General features: G+C 65.0%; 16 protein-coding genes. 10 read left to right on the top strand and 6 right to left on the bottom strand.

Annotated features, from left to right (window positions below; genetic code table 11):
- Position 1: 1 nt before the first annotated feature.
- Positions 2-937, bottom strand: coding sequence for a cysteine synthase A (cysK, locus tag H2O75_RS07795; protein WP_182170496.1), 936 nt, complete (start codon positions 935-937; stop codon positions 2-4).
- A gap of 239 nt (positions 938-1,176) precedes the next feature.
- Positions 1,177-1,770, bottom strand: a complete 594-nt coding sequence (locus tag H2O75_RS07790; RefSeq protein WP_259365228.1) for an IMPACT family protein — start codon at positions 1,768-1,770, stop codon at positions 1,177-1,179.
- A gap of 260 nt (positions 1,771-2,030) precedes the next feature.
- Here H2O75_RS07790 and rpsN point away from each other — a divergent pair, with 260 nt between their 5' ends.
- The 10 genes from rpsN to H2O75_RS07740 all read left to right on the top strand — a co-directional run bounded on the left by rpsN (position 2,031) and on the right by H2O75_RS07740 (position 8,949).
- A complete protein-coding gene (gene rpsN, locus H2O75_RS07785; protein WP_182170490.1) occupies positions 2,031-2,336 on the top strand; it encodes a 30S ribosomal protein S14 in 306 nt (101 codons plus the stop codon).
- Between the two features lie 45 nt (positions 2,337-2,381).
- Positions 2,382-2,543, top strand: coding sequence for a 50S ribosomal protein L32 (gene rpmF, locus H2O75_RS07780; RefSeq protein WP_054952045.1), 162 nt, complete (start codon positions 2,382-2,384; stop codon positions 2,541-2,543).
- A gap of 163 nt (positions 2,544-2,706) precedes the next feature.
- The gene (locus H2O75_RS07775) at positions 2,707-3,738 is read left to right on the top strand and encodes a polyprenyl synthetase family protein (RefSeq protein WP_182170487.1); all 1,032 of its coding nucleotides are present in this window, start codon (positions 2,707-2,709) and stop codon (positions 3,736-3,738) included.
- Complete coding sequence (locus tag H2O75_RS07770; RefSeq protein WP_182170484.1) at positions 3,735-4,583, top strand: phytoene/squalene synthase family protein; 849 nt, start codon at positions 3,735-3,737, stop codon at positions 4,581-4,583. The genes H2O75_RS07775 and H2O75_RS07770 overlap by 4 nt, the downstream gene beginning before the upstream one ends.
- Positions 4,580-6,154: a phytoene desaturase family protein gene (gene crtI / locus H2O75_RS07765; RefSeq protein WP_182170481.1), complete on the top strand. Its 1,575-nt coding sequence runs from the start codon at positions 4,580-4,582 to the stop codon at positions 6,152-6,154. Before H2O75_RS07770 ends, crtI begins: the two co-directional genes overlap by 4 nt.
- Positions 6,154-6,480, top strand: coding sequence for a lycopene cyclase domain-containing protein (locus H2O75_RS07760; RefSeq protein ID WP_182170478.1), 327 nt, complete (start codon positions 6,154-6,156; stop codon positions 6,478-6,480). The genes crtI and H2O75_RS07760 overlap by 1 nt, the downstream gene beginning before the upstream one ends.
- Positions 6,477-6,785, top strand: coding sequence for a lycopene cyclase domain-containing protein (locus tag H2O75_RS07755; protein ID WP_182170475.1), 309 nt, complete (start codon positions 6,477-6,479; stop codon positions 6,783-6,785). The genes H2O75_RS07760 and H2O75_RS07755 overlap by 4 nt, the downstream gene beginning before the upstream one ends.
- Positions 6,782-7,669, top strand: coding sequence for a prenyltransferase (locus H2O75_RS07750; protein WP_182170472.1), 888 nt, complete (start codon positions 6,782-6,784; stop codon positions 7,667-7,669). Before H2O75_RS07755 ends, H2O75_RS07750 begins: the two co-directional genes overlap by 4 nt.
- On the top strand, positions 7,659-8,210 hold the full coding sequence (locus tag H2O75_RS07745; RefSeq protein WP_182170469.1) for a DUF2238 domain-containing protein: 552 nt from the start codon (positions 7,659-7,661) through the stop codon (positions 8,208-8,210). Before H2O75_RS07750 ends, H2O75_RS07745 begins: the two co-directional genes overlap by 11 nt.
- Positions 8,211-8,262: 52 nt before the next feature.
- Entirely contained in the window at positions 8,263-8,949 is a 687-nt protein-coding gene (locus tag H2O75_RS07740; RefSeq protein WP_310650328.1) for a glycosyltransferase family 2 protein, read from the top strand.
- Positions 8,950-8,996: 47 nt separating this feature from the next.
- Here the strand turns inward: H2O75_RS07740 and arfB are convergent, their stop codons facing one another.
- The 4 genes from arfB to H2O75_RS07720 are packed head-to-tail and all read right to left on the bottom strand — an operon-like array spanning position 8,997 to position 13,303.
- Positions 8,997-9,437 carry an alternative ribosome rescue aminoacyl-tRNA hydrolase ArfB gene (gene arfB / locus H2O75_RS07735; protein ID WP_182170466.1) on the bottom strand — a complete coding sequence of 147 codons (441 nt, stop codon included), beginning with the start codon at positions 9,435-9,437 and terminating at the stop codon, positions 8,997-8,999.
- A 20-nt stretch (positions 9,438-9,457) separates the two neighbouring features.
- Positions 9,458-10,072 (bottom strand): response regulator, encoded by a 615-nt coding sequence (locus H2O75_RS07730; protein WP_182170463.1) that lies wholly within the window; start codon positions 10,070-10,072, stop codon positions 9,458-9,460.
- Positions 10,069-11,277 carry a sensor histidine kinase gene (locus H2O75_RS07725; RefSeq protein ID WP_182170460.1) on the bottom strand — a complete coding sequence of 403 codons (1,209 nt, stop codon included), beginning with the start codon at positions 11,275-11,277 and terminating at the stop codon, positions 10,069-10,071. Before H2O75_RS07725 ends, H2O75_RS07730 begins: the two co-directional genes overlap by 4 nt.
- Positions 11,243-13,303 carry an MMPL family transporter gene (locus tag H2O75_RS07720; RefSeq protein WP_220462716.1) on the bottom strand — a complete coding sequence of 687 codons (2,061 nt, stop codon included), beginning with the start codon at positions 13,301-13,303 and terminating at the stop codon, positions 11,243-11,245. The genes H2O75_RS07725 and H2O75_RS07720 overlap by 35 nt, the downstream gene beginning before the upstream one ends.
- Positions 13,304-13,368: the final 65 nt, after the last annotated feature.

Raw genomic sequence — 13,368 nt, 5'->3', positions numbered from 1 at the left:
GTCAGTCCACCAGGCCTTCGAAGAGGGGTGTCGACAGGTAGCGTTCGCCGAAGGACGGGATGATGACGACGATGGTCTTGCCCGCGAACTCGTCGCGGGACGCGATCTCGCCGGCAGCCTTGAGAGCCGCGCCGGAGGAGATGCCGACGAGGAGGCCTTCCTTCGTCGCGGCAGCGCGCGCCCACGTGAAGGCATCTTCCGAGGGCACCGCAATGACCTCGTCATAGATCTCCGTGTCGAGGACGTCGGGCACGAAGTTCGCGCCGATGCCCTGGATCTTGTGCGGGCCGGCCTTGCCTCCGGACAGGAGCGGGGACTCGGCGGGCTCCACGGCGAACAGCTTGATGTCCGGGTTCTGGGAGCGCAGGTAGCGTCCCGTGCCGGTGATCGTGCCGCCTGTGCCGATGCCGGCGACGAGAGCCGCGACGTCGCCGTCCGTGTCATTCCAGATCTCGGGACCGGTCGTGGCTTCATGGATGGCAGGATTCGCTTCGTTCGCGAACTGCGATGCGAGCACCGCACCCTCGCGCTCCTTCGCAACCTCCTCAGCCTTGGCGACGGCGCCTCGCATGCCCTCGGAGGGCTCCGTGAGGATGAGCTCCGCACCGTAGGCGCGAAGCAGGGCGCGGCGCTCCTTCGACATCGACGACGGCATCGTCAGCACGACCTTGTAGCCGCGTGCGGCTCCCACGAAGGCGAGGGCGATACCGGTGTTGCCCGATGTGGCTTCGACGATCGTGCCGCCGGCGGGAAGCTGTCCCGACTTCTCGGCCGCGTCGACGATGGCGACACCGATGCGGTCCTTGACGGAGTTGGCTGGGTTGTAGAACTCGAGCTTCGCGAGAACGGTCGCCTTCGAGTCGGGGAAGAGGTTGTTGATGCGGACGAGGGGCGTGTTGCCGATGAGCTGGGTTGCGTCAGATGCGATACGAGACATGTTTGGTCCTCAAGAATAGTCGTGGAGTGGATCGGTCTATGAAGGGTATGAGTGTCGGGCGTGCGGAAAGCGCACCTTTGGAGCCCGGCACTCTACAGACAGATCAGGCAGCGACAGCAGACACAGGAGGATGTGGGGATCAGTGTGCCCATGATCGCCTCCTGGAAATAGTTAAAAGATCAGCTAGTTGCTCATGGCTATAGTTTCATGACCTTTGCCACTGGGCAAGTCCCGTTCGCTCAGCGAGAGAACAGCGGAACGGTTCCTGCCGGGTCCGGGGTGACGTCATATCCCAAGTCTGCGCTGGCCAGGGCCGTGAGATGATCGCGATCGGACGTCGTCACAAGGAGCGTGACGCATTCGCCCCACTGCGCCTCGACGGCCATGCCGGCGTTGCGGAGGGCCGATTCGAGGCGCCCAGCCGATGCTGGGGGGACCGAGATCGACCAGCGGGGCACGTCATCGACCGTCCAGATCTCTGCCTCCGCAATCGCGTCAGACACCGAGTCGGAGTAGGCGCGCACGAGTCCGCCGGTTCCGAGCAGGATGCCGCCGAAGTAGCGGACGACGACTGCGGCAACATCCGTGAGGCCTGCGCCTCGCAGCACATCCAGCATGGGGCGGCCTGCCGTCCCGGACGGCTCCCCATCGTCCGATGAATGCTCCCGATCCAGTTCACCCTCCACGCGCACGATCCAGGCAGAGCAGTGGTGGCGAGCATCGGGGAACTCGGACCGGAGGTCGGCGACAACGGCTCGCGCCTCGTCCGGGTCGGCCGCGGGGGAGAGGTGCGTGATGAAACGGGAGCGGGAAATCACAAGCTCAGTTCTCACGCTGGTTCGAATCGTGCGGGCCATACCCCTATCCTAGTGGGTAGTATGTCAATCGGCTCGGGTCCGTTCAGTCGCAGTGTGACCGACTGCGCGGATTTGGTGTCCGACGTAACTAGGGTTCTCGATGGATTCTGCGTTACGATTGTTTGTCGGACCGCTGTCCCTCCGGGTGATCCCCATCGCGCGAGGAAACTCCTGGTAGGTCCAGCACGATAGAGAAGTATTACCGGGACAGAGTGTTCTGGTAAAGAGAGGTAAGCATGGCGAAGAAGTCGAAGATTGCGCGTGACAAGCAGCGCCGCGAGATCGTCGAGCGCTACGCAGAGCGTCGCGCACAGTTGAAGAAGGCTTCGGTGGATATGAACCTGACGCAGGAGGAGCGTGATGAGGCTATGGCCGCATTGCACGCACTCCCGCGTGATGCGTCTCCTGTCCGCCTGCGTAACCGCGACGCCATCGATGGTCGTCCCCGCGGTTACATCGGCGCCTTCGGTCTCTCCCGCGTCCGCATGCGCCACATGGCGCTGCGCGGCGAACTCCCGGGCGTAACCAAGTCCTCCTGGTAGAAATTTTCGCGGCTCAGGCCGCCTGAACAAGGAAGGAGCGGCGCTATGGCTGTTCCCAAGCATAAAATGTCGCGTAGCAATACGCGCAACCGCCGGTCCCAGTGGAAGGCCCAGATGACCGAGCTCGTCACGGTCAAGGTCCAGGGTCGCGAGGTTCGTATTCCCCGCCGTCTGGCCAAGGCTTACCAGACTGGCGCGATCGACTAAAACGTTGAAGCGGAAGTGGTGCTGAGTATTCTCAGCACCACTTTTTGCTACTCTGGGAACGTTGGAACCGCGCTCCGCGGCGACCGTGTCTCTACCGGCGTGCGTGGTTCGATGATCTAATGCAACGACACTGCCGTCCTGCCAGCCTACGAGACGAGGACCCATGTCCCAGCCCTCTTCGCTTGATCCTCTCTTCGACTCGGCGTTGAGTCGAAGCCTGGATGAGCACGACCGCAACCTGTGGCGTGCAATCCGAGAACAAGCGATCGGGGGGAAGCGGTTCCGGCCCCGCCTCCTTCTTTCCGTCTACCGCGCCCTTGGCGGCACCGATGAGCTATCTGCCGGCTTCGTCGCGGACGCGGTCGAGCTCTTCCACACGACGTTCGTCATCCACGATGATGTCATCGACGGCGATCAGCTGCGCCGCGGCAAGCCCAACGTGACGGGCACCTTCTCCGCTCGCGCCATCGCAGCAGGAGCGCCGCAGGCGCAAGCCCACAGGTATGGGGAGACGGCAGGCATTCTCGCGGGCGATCTTGCCCTGGCCGGCGCGATGAGGAACATTGCGATGTGCGGCGCGAAACCGGACGTCATGTCTCGCCTCCTCGATCTTGTCGATCTCGTCCTTCATCGCAGCGCCGCCGGTGAGCTCGCGGACGTGCGAGTCTCGTTCACGGGAGCGGATCTTTCCGACGTGCTCGACATCGCCGCCTGGAAGACATCCGCGTACTCGTTCGAGCTGCCGATGCAGGCGGCCGCAATCCTGGCTGAGGCGGATGAGCATGTCATCTCCGACCTGGGGCAGGCTGGGCGCGATGTGGGGATTGCCTTCCAACTCCTCGATGATCTCGATGGTGTCTTCGCCAGCCCCGATCAGACGGGCAAGGATCCGCTTTCTGACCTGCGGGAAGGCAAATTCACGGCCCTCATGGTGTTTGCTCGTTCGACGAGCCAGTGGGATGACCTGTCGCGCTACGTCGGCAGGGCGGACCTGACTCTCGCCGAGGCTGGGCGAGCCCGCACTCTTCTCACGGAGAGCGGAGCGAGAGACTCGGTGCTCGCACTGGCGGGGGACTACCGCCGGTCTGCCCTCGCATCGGCCGCACGCCTCCCGGGGGATGCCTCCGATGTCGTGACTGCGGCCATCGACCAGATTCTCGGAACCCAGGCATCTGCCCACGGGGTGGCCTCATGAGGCGGGACAGTCGGAAGCTCCCATCATCATCTCTCTACGACGATGTGGCCAGGTCGAGTTCAGGCTCGATCATCGACAGGTATTCGACATCATTCGGGTGGGCGACGCGCCTGCTTCGAGAACCCGCACGAACCCACGTGCGCTGCATCTACGCCCTCGTCCGGGTCGCGGATGAGCTGGTCGACGATGATCGTCAACCGTGGGATACCCCGACTCGAGCGGCCCTGCTCGATGATCTCCAAGCCGATGTGCATCGAGCGATATCGATCGGCGGGAGCGCGAATCTCGTCGTCCACGCATTTGCCCTGACTGCACGGGAGCACGGGATCGATGCCGAGCTCATTGATCCTTTCTTCGATTCGATGAGAGCCGACCTCACGGTCGCAGAGCATACGGACGAGAGCCTGTCAGGATACGTGTACGGCTCGGCCGAAGTCGTCGGCCTCATGTGCCTGCGCGTGTTCGTCCGCGGCAACGGCGCACTCTACGACGAGCTGGCGCCCGGGGCGCGCAGACTCGGTGCCGCGTTCCAGAACGTCAACTTCATGAGGGATCTGGCGACCGACAAGACAGCACTGGGACGCAGCTATTTCCCCACCCTGACGGAAGCCGAGAAGGTCCGGATCATGGATGAGATCGACGCGGACCTGGCTGCCGCGGCGGACGTCATCCCCCATATCCCCGCGGATTCCCGGCGTGCCGTCAGCGTTGCCCACGCACTGTTCGCAGAACTGTCGCGGCGTCTGCGCGCCGCCAGCGTCGACGAGATCACCTCGAACCGAGTCCGTGTCCCGGACACGGTGAAAGCCCGCATCATTGCCCACCACATCGTGAGGATGTCATGAAAGTCGCCATCATCGGGGCCGGTATCGCCGGCCTAGCCACTGCCGCGCTCCTGTCCGCCGATGGGCACGAGGTGAACGTCTTCGAACAGCGGGAGAATGTGGGCGGCCGTGCCGGCTCCATTGCCGCCGACGGCTTCCGCTTCGATACGGGGCCGTCCTGGTATCTCATGCCAGACGTGTTCGACCACTTCTTCGAGCTGTTCGGGACGTCCGCGGAGAAAGAACTCGACCTGCGGGTGCTCGACCCCGCCTATCGCGTCTTCTACGAGGAGGGGGAGCCTCTCGATATCGCGCGGGACTTCGACTCGAATGTGGCCACGTTCGACAGTGTCGAGCCGGGCGCAGGCAGGAAGCTCGCGGATTACGTGGGCTCCGCGCAGGAAGCCTACGATCTTGCGCTCAAGCACTTCCTGTACACGAACTTCACCGACCCGACCAATCTTCTCGTCAGCGATGTCATCGGCAATCTCCCCAAGCTGGCTCCGCTCCTCACCCAGTCCCTCGAGACGTTTGTGGGGAAGCGCTTCAGCGACAACCGGCTGCGCCAGATCCTCGGATATCCCGCCGTCTTCCTCGGGTCCTCTCCCGAGCGCACACCCAGCCTCTATCACCTCATGAGCGCCCTCGACCTGACGGGCGGGGTCATGTACCCGCAGGGCGGCTTCACCGCTCTCATCGACGCTATCCACCGCCTCGCGACATCCTCGGGTGCGACTGTGACAACGGGCGCCTCTGTCACGAGCATTCTCACCGACCCGCTTCCGGCCTCCAGCCCGCGAAGGGTGCGCGGCCGCAGGGCGCGGGCAGCGGGACTCGTCTGGCGTGATGGGGAGGGGATCGAGCACCGGCACGACGCCGACCTGGTCGTCGGTGCGGGAGACCTGTTCCACGGCGAGACGAAGCTCCTGCCGCCTTCTCTTCAAACATTCCCCGCCTCATGGTGGGACAAGCGCGAATCGGGGCCGGGCGCTGTCCTCGTCCTGCTCGGCGTGCGCGGCCAGCTCCCTGAGATGCCGCACCACTCCCTGTTCTTCACGACGGACTGGCGGGAGAACTTCGACGCGATCCGGGAGGGTCGGATGCCGTCCCCGGCCTCCGCCTACGTCTGCAAACCGTCCGAGACGGACCCCTCGGTCGCTCCCGAGGGCCACGAGAACCTGTTCATCCTCATTCCTGTTCCCGCGGCTCCCGCGATCGGTCGGGGCGGCGCGGACGGCGCCGGTGACAGTGTGATCGAAAGGGCGGCGGATGATGCGATCGCCCAGATCTCGGCATGGGCGAATATTCCTGATCTGGCGGAGCGGATCGTTGTTCGGCGCACGATCGGCCCGGGTGACTTCGCGGCAGATCTGTCCGCATGGCGGGGAGGGATGCTGGGCCCCGCCCACACGCTCGGCCAGAGCGCCATGTTCCGTGCCGGCAACAGGTCCCGACGGGTCGACGGACTCTACTATGCTGGGTCGAGCACGATCCCCGGCATCGGCCTGCCCATGTGCCTCATCAGCGCCGAGCTCGTCCTCAAGCATGTGCGGGGGGATCGATCGCCGAACCCTGTGGAGCGGCTCGGGTGATGTCGTTCCTCTATGGCGGCGTCCTTCTCTTCGTCACCGGGTGCATGGCTCTCCTCGACGCGCGGTTCCGCCTCGTCATGTGGAAGACTCCGATCCGGAGCCTGCTGACCATTCTCGCCGGGATCGCCCTCTTCCTCCTGTGGGACATCATCGCGATCGAGCAGGGCTTCTACTATCGGGGCGAGAGCGAGGCGATGACAGGACTCATGCTCGCCCCCGATCTGCCGGTCGAAGAGCTGCTCTTCATCACATTCCTCTGCTATCTCACTCTCGTCCTCCACGGCCTCATCGGGCGGCTGGTTGCGGACCGGAAGGACCTGTCGTGACCTATGCTCTGCTCGCGGCGCTCTTCGTCCTCGCATGCGGAGCCGTTGCCGTGGTCGTCTCGGTCACGCACGGACTCGGTGCGCGCTGGTGGACTGTCACTGGCCTCACCATCGTCATCCTCTGTGTTCTCACGATCGTCTTCGACAGCCTCATGATCCTCTCGGACCTGTTCCGGTACGACGACAGCGTCCTGCTCGGCATCCGCCTGTGGCACGCCCCCATCGAAGACCTGGCGTGGCCGGTGGCCGCGGGTCTTCTTCTTCCCTCGCTCGCGGTACTCACCGCACAGAAAGGTACACGATGAGCGGCGAACGCCATCCCGTCTCGGAGGGTCTGCGGAACCTCATCGGATCCTCGCGCCCGGTCAGCTGGATCAACACGGCCTACCCGTTTGCCGCCGCCTACATCATGGCCGGGGGCGGGATGACGGCTGAGCTCGTCATCGGCACCCTGTGGTTCCTCATCCCCTACAACCTGCTCATGTACGGCGTGAACGACGTCTTCGACTATGAGTCGGACCTGCGCAATCCCCGCAAGGGCGGGATCGAGGGTGTTGTGCTCTCGAAGCGCTGGCACCGTCTGACCATCATCGCCGCGATCGTGACGAACCTCCCGTTCATCATCGCACTCGCCATCATGGGCAATGCGCTCTCGACCGTGGTGCTCGGGATCAGCGTCTTCGCTGTCATCGCCTACTCCGCTCGGGGCCTGCGCTTCAAGGAGAAGCCCGTCCTCGACTCTGCGACCTCCGCAACCCACTTCGTCAGTCCCGCCGTGTTCGGACTCGCACTCGTGGGCGCAGACTGGTCCGCGGCGATCATCTGCGCCCTGGTCGCCTTCTTCCTGTGGGGCATGGCCTCGCAGGCCTTCGGAGCGATCCAGGACATTCAGGCGGACAGGGAGGCTGAGATCTCGTCGGTTGCGACGTGGCTCGGTGCGAGAGCGACCGCGCGTGCCGCGGCAGCCGGATATTCGATCGCAGGGCTGCTGCTGTTGGGGACGGGATGGCCGGGGGCGCTCTCTGCCCTCCTTGTCCTGCCCTACGTGGCGAACACGATCCCGTACCTCAACCTGAGCGACGAGCAGTGCGAGGAGGCGAACAGAGGATGGCGGAGGTTTATCTGGCTGAACCTCCTCTCCGGCTTCCTCGTGACACAGCTCTTCATCTGGATCGCCTATGCATCCTAGCCTCGCGGTCCAGGGCACGCCGTGGGAGCGGCGGGGCGCCGATGCTGTCGCACTGGCAGTCCTCCTCTCCCTCCTGGCGAGTTTCTGGTTCGATGCGGTCGCGGCCGCGCTCTTCGCCCTTGTCGCGCTCGGCGTCACGGTGGCCAGGGTGGCGGCGTTGCCGGCACGGCTGCAGATGCTGATCGGGGTGACTCTGATCCTCGCTGCCTGGGCCTCGGTCCTCGACTGGTACAGGATCTATCCGTCCCTCGACATGGTCGTGCACGTCGCGGCCAACGGTCTCCTCGCCCTTCTTGCTTTCCTCACTCTCCAGCGCGCCGGAGTCCTCCCAGACGTGTTGTCCCGCAGCGGCAGCATCCTTGTCATCACGGCCTTCGGGGCGGGGCTCGGTGTCCTCTGGGAGATCGGGGAGTGGATCGGCCACACTCTCATCAACGACAGCATCGGGGTCGGCTATGACGACACGATCGGCGATCTGACCTGCGGGCTGGCAGGATCCCTCGTCACGGCGGTTCTCTACACTCGGAGGCACAATGGATAGCGTCAGCGTTGTCATCCCCGTACGCAACGATGCTCGACTTCTCTAGCGGTGCCTGCAAGCATTGGCCGCCCAGACTGTTCCTCCGGACGAGATCATCATTGTCGACAACGGGTCAACCGATGACTCGGCTGCTATCGCACGCTCGTTCGGAGCCCGCGTCGTCCACGAGCCGCAGGTCGGCATTCCCGCCGCGGCCGCGACCGGATACGACAGTGCACGCGCCTCGATCATCGCACGCTGCGACGCCGACACGATCGTCAGATCGGACTGGATCGAAAAGATCCTCCGCGCCTTCGCGGAGCGGCCCGATGCTGCGGCGGTGACGGGATGGGGAGTGTTCTACGATGTTCCGCCCCTCCTCGGACGGATCCTCTGCGGCTTCTACCTGGGAAGCTACTACGCCCTGGGGGGCCTTGCCGCCGCTCATCACGTCCTCTGGGGATCCTCCATGGCGATCCGCCGATCGGCCTGGGAGAACGTGTCTGCCCGAGTGCACCGGGACAATCAGGAGATCCACGACGACATGGATCTCGCCCTTGTCCTCGGCGCGGGGGCACAGATCGCCCTCGTCACACACCTTCAGGTTGAGGTATCGGGACGCTCCGTCCACCTGGGCCCCCAATGGCGCCGCCGTCTCGCCCGTGCCTTCACCACACTCAGCCTCAACTGGGAGACCAAGCCGCCCTGGCGGCGGTGGGCCGACAGGTTCGGCTGGGGCGCGAATCCCGCGAAGCGATAGCGAGCCCGCTCAGTACCGCCCACAACGGGCCTATGAGAGGAATCTTCCTAGTAGTCTCGCGGGCGCCTGCGGTTCTCCTTGATCTGTGCCCGGTGTTTCTTGCCCTCCAGGCGGCGCCGCACCGACCCTCTGCTCGGCCTGGTGGGACGGCGCGGCAGGGGTGGGGCCACGGCGTCGCGGATCAGGGTTGCCAGGCGCAGGCGGGCCGCCTCACGATTGTGCCGTTGCGAGCGGTGCTCCGAGGCCGTGACGGTGATGATAGTGCCGGTGAGGCGGCTGGCCAGACGGTCGAGGACGCGGGCCCGCTGAACCGGGTTCAGTGCTGACGTGGCTCCGAGATCGAGGCTGAGCTGAACGCGGGAGTCAGTCGTATTGACACCCTGCCCGCCGGGTCCCGAGGCGCGGGAGAACTGTTCGACGAGCTCATGGGAGGGCACGATGATGCCATCGGGCGCACCCGGCCCTGATGGAATGTGTAGATCTGCCATGATTCGCCTCCCCGTCGATCCTAGAGGAAGCCCTTCGTGCGTGCGACGTGCACGGCGCGCGAGCGGGAATCCACATCGAGTTTCGTGAAGATGTGGGCGATATGGCTCTTGACCGTGGCCTCGGTGACGAACAGCGCCCGCGAGATCTCCTTGTTCGTGGCGCCCGTCGAGAGGAGCTGAAGGACCTCGATCTCACGCTCCGTCAGGCGTGGCCTCCTCATCCCGGAAAGAACCCGGGAGGCGAGATCGGGGGAGAGGACGAGTTCCCCGGCACCGGCACGCCGTATCGCCTCGGCAATCTTCTCGGGGGCAACATCCTTGAGGATGTAGCCGGCCGCGCCCGCTTCCACCGCTCCCATGATCTCGACATCACGATCGAACGTCGTGAGGATGACAACGGCTGGGGCGGGGGAGAGCGTGCGGAGTGCCGCCGTCGTCTCGATCCCGTCCATCCCATCGCCCAGCCGCAGATCGCAGAGAACCACATCGGGATGATGCTCCCCCGCCATCTCCAACGCCTCCTCGCCGGTACCCGCCTCCCCGATGATCGTGAGGGACGGATCGGCGTCGAGGACGGTGCGCAGGCCGCTTCTCACGACCGGATGATCGTCGACAATGAGGACGGTGGTTGTCATGATGCTCCGAGAGGAAGATGGATGGAGAGGGCAGTGCCGTCGTCGGGGCTGGCCTCGATATCGAGACCGCCTCCGAGCTCCTTCAGCCGGGCCCGCATGAAGCGTAGACCGAAACTTGCGGCCGTGTCCTTCCCTGCAGCCTCCCACGAGGGCAGGTCGAAGCCTCGACCATCGTCGACAACATCCAGCCGCACACCGTCCCCATAGGTCAGACTGACGACGACTCTGGAGGCGGCGGCGTGTTGGCGCACATTCGCCAACGCCGATTGGGCGGAGCGGAGCAGGGCAACCTCGACACTGGTGGGGAGGAGGGGGAGATCAGGATCCACATAGAGGGAGGCCTCCATCCCCGTTTCCTCCCGCAGCCGCGACAGGAGACGATCGAGCGCAGTCGCGAGCGCCGTCCTCTCCAGCTCGACCGGGGCCAGGGCGGCGACGATGCGGCGGACGTCCGTCAGGCTCTGCCCGGCAAGGGATTCGATCCGGGCCAGAGCATCGGAGGATCGGGGATCCTCCGAGCGGTCGGTCTCAGCATGTGCGATCAGCCTGATCGAGGACAGGCCCTGCGCGACCGTGTCATGGATCTCCCGTGCGAGCCGGGTCCGTTCCGCAAGCGCCCCGGATTGGCGCTGCGCGTGGGCGAGCTCGTCCTGCAGCGCCGCCATCTCCCCCTGGGCGTGCGTGAGGGCATCCACGAAACGTTCCCGCTCCTGTGCGTCCCGCAGGAGTTGAAGATAACCGCGGGAGATGCCGAATGCGAAAACGCCGCCGATCAGGGGACCGAAGACTTCCGCATAGGTCGTCGTGGAGTGATGGAGGAGAGGGGCCGCCGCCGTCACTGCCATGACGCACACGGAGTACACCACGCCCCACCGCAGGGGAAGGAGGTGGCCGGCGAGAAGCCACAGGAGGAACGCGAGCCACACGAAGGCAGACGACACGGCGACAGCACCGATCCACACGGCGGTGAAGGCGAGGAGCCAGCGCCTGCCCGTCCCCCGGCCTGGCAGGAGCGTGCCGATCGCGTGTGTCACCAGGACGGCACATCCCGCAGCGATCGCGGCCCAGGGGGCCGTGCCCGTGCCGATGGCACGGACGATGCCGGTGAGGGTGAGGGCAAGCGCGATGACATGCTGGCCGACGATCATTGCCCGCACCATCGGGGCGGCGCTAGCCTGTCCGAGGGGTGACTCGACGAGACTCATGTGTGCCCTCTCCTGTTCTCAGCCCGCCCGGCCACCAGATGGCGTCCCCGACGAGGGTGAAGATGGCGGGAACGATGATGGTCCGGACCACCAGCGTATCGACGATGATGCCGAGACCGACGATCAGGCCGAGCTGGCCGAGCGTCACGAGCGGCAGGACGCCGAGTGCGGCGAAGACACCGGCGAGAACGATACCGGCGCTTGTGATCACACTACCGGTGTGCGCAACCGATTCGACGATGCCGGCCCTTGTGCCGCGCTGGGCCGCTTCTGTCCTCGCGCGGTGGACGAGGAAGATCGTGTAATCGATCCCCAGGGCCACGAGGAAGAGGAACGCGAGGAGCGGCACCTGCAGGTCGAGAGCCTGCTGATCGAAGAGGATGCGGCCAAGCCATGCACCGGCACCGATGGCGGCGACGGAACTGGCCAGGTTGACGAGGATGAGGATGGCTGGGGCAGTGAAAGACCGGAGCAGGAGAACAAGAACGAGGAAGTTCGCGCCAAGGATGAGGGGAGCGATGACAAGCAGGTCTCGAGTCGTCCCGGCCCGCGTGTCCACATCGGAGGCGACTGCCCCGCCGACGAGAGCATTCCCACCCTCGACCGCGTGAGCAGCCTCCCGCAGGTCACCGATCTGAGCGAGGCTCTCCTGCGTGCTGGGAGCATATTCGCTCGTCACCATGATGACAGTCCTGCCATCGTGATCGGCCGTCGGGTGGACGAGGCTGACACCCGCCACGTCTGAGACCGCATCCATCACCTCGGCCGCGTGCTCGGTTTTCGCGAGGACGAAGATCGGCTGGGTCTGACCGGCGGGGAAGTGATCGCCGAAGACTTCCAGGCCTTCCGCGGATTCTGACGGGACACGGAACTTCTCGACCTGATCCAATCCGACCGACGTTCCGATGAGACCGGTGGCCATGACACCGAGAAGGACTAATCCTGCTGTCAGTGCGCGGGCAGGCCGGGCGGAGACACGTGTGGCGACCGTGCGCCACACGCCGCCGTCTGCTCCCGCGGATCCGGGCTTGGGCACGAAGGGCCAGAAAGCCTGCCGGCCGGCAATCGCGAGGACTGGTGGAAGCACGAACGTGACCGCGGAAAGTGCGATGAGAAGGCCGAGAGCCGACGAGAGGCCAAGACCTCGAGTGCCGGGAATCACAGACAGGGCGAGGGTGAGGAGAGAGATCACGACGGTCACGTTGGAGGCAAGGATCGCTGGCATGGAGAGCCTCCACGCCCGCCCCAGGGCACTCCGATGATCCGCATCCTTCGTCAGCTCCTCCCGGTACCGGGAGATCAGAAGGAGGGCATAGTTCGTTCCCGCACCGAACACGAGAACGCTGACGATCCCCGCATCGAACTCAAGATTCCACGCCTGGCCGGCAGCCGCGGTGACTCGGCCAGCGAGACCATCCGCTAACGCGACAACGGTGAGCGGAAGCAGCCAGAGGATGGGAGAGCGGTAGGTGGCGATGAGGAGGATGGCGACGATCGCGATCGTCACGGCGAGAAGAGTGATGTCGGCTCCATCGAACGACGAGGCGATATCGGCGCCGAAGGCGGGACCGCCCGTCACCCACACCGACATTCCCTCCGGAGCGTCCTCAAGACCGGCACGCAGCTCGTTCACAACGTCCGCTGTCTCCGTGCTGCTCTGTCCGACAGTGATCGGGGCGCTGACCGCAGCGGCCTGACCGTCCTCGCTCACCATGAGCTCACCAGGCTGCCCCGTCACTTCCTCGGCCAGGGTGTCGAACGACGTCAGATCGGTTTGTGTGAGCTCCCCGCCATCGTCACGCGTCGCGACGAGCAGCACCGATTGCCGCCCAGCATCCGGGAGTTCCGCCATGAAGTCGCTGACCTTCTGGGATTCTGAGGATGCTGGAGATGATGAGCCGGACGGGGGAGCCTCCGCACTCCCGAACAACCCGAAGAGGAGAACCAGAACAACGAGAGACAATCCGAGCGTGGACCAGGCGCCGCGACGGGACACGAGCCACGGTCGGTGAGAAGAAATAGCCATACTCACCATCTCACCCGGCCAGCCGTGTACAGACATCGGCAGTGGTGGTGAAAGAAGAATCAGCC

The organism is Flaviflexus equikiangi (genome assembly GCF_014069875.1).
GTDB lineage: Bacteria > Actinomycetota > Actinomycetes > Actinomycetales > Actinomycetaceae > Flaviflexus > Flaviflexus equikiangi.
This window is presented reverse-complemented; position numbering and strand designations above follow the sequence as displayed.

Bases quoted from the DNA above. Each gene is read 5' to 3' on its own strand.
- cysK (WP_182170496.1), bottom strand. From the start codon at position 937: ATGTCTCGTATCGCATCTGACGCAACCCAGCTCATCGGCAACACGCCC.
- rpsN (WP_182170490.1), top strand. From the start codon at position 2,031: ATGGCGAAGAAGTCGAAGATTGCGCGTGACAAGCAGCGCCGCGAGATC.
- rpmF (WP_054952045.1), top strand. From the start codon at position 2,382: ATGGCTGTTCCCAAGCATAAAATGTCGCGTAGCAATACGCGCAACCGC.
- H2O75_RS07775 (WP_182170487.1), top strand. From the start codon at position 2,707: ATGTCCCAGCCCTCTTCGCTTGATCCTCTCTTCGACTCGGCGTTGAGT.
- H2O75_RS07770 (WP_182170484.1), top strand. From the start codon at position 3,735: ATGAGGCGGGACAGTCGGAAGCTCCCATCATCATCTCTCTACGACGAT.
- crtI (WP_182170481.1), top strand. From the start codon at position 4,580: ATGAAAGTCGCCATCATCGGGGCCGGTATCGCCGGCCTAGCCACTGCC.
- H2O75_RS07760 (WP_182170478.1), top strand. From the start codon at position 6,154: ATGTCGTTCCTCTATGGCGGCGTCCTTCTCTTCGTCACCGGGTGCATG.
- H2O75_RS07750 (WP_182170472.1), top strand. From the start codon at position 6,782: ATGAGCGGCGAACGCCATCCCGTCTCGGAGGGTCTGCGGAACCTCATC.
- H2O75_RS07745 (WP_182170469.1), top strand. From the start codon at position 7,659: ATGCATCCTAGCCTCGCGGTCCAGGGCACGCCGTGGGAGCGGCGGGGC.
- arfB (WP_182170466.1), bottom strand. From the start codon at position 9,437: ATGGCAGATCTACACATTCCATCAGGGCCGGGTGCGCCCGATGGCATC.
- H2O75_RS07730 (WP_182170463.1), bottom strand. From the start codon at position 10,072: ATGACAACCACCGTCCTCATTGTCGACGATCATCCGGTCGTGAGAAGC.
- H2O75_RS07725 (WP_182170460.1), bottom strand. From the start codon at position 11,277: ATGAGTCTCGTCGAGTCACCCCTCGGACAGGCTAGCGCCGCCCCGATG.
- H2O75_RS07720 (WP_220462716.1), bottom strand. From the start codon at position 13,303: ATGGCTATTTCTTCTCACCGACCGTGGCTCGTGTCCCGTCGCGGCGCC.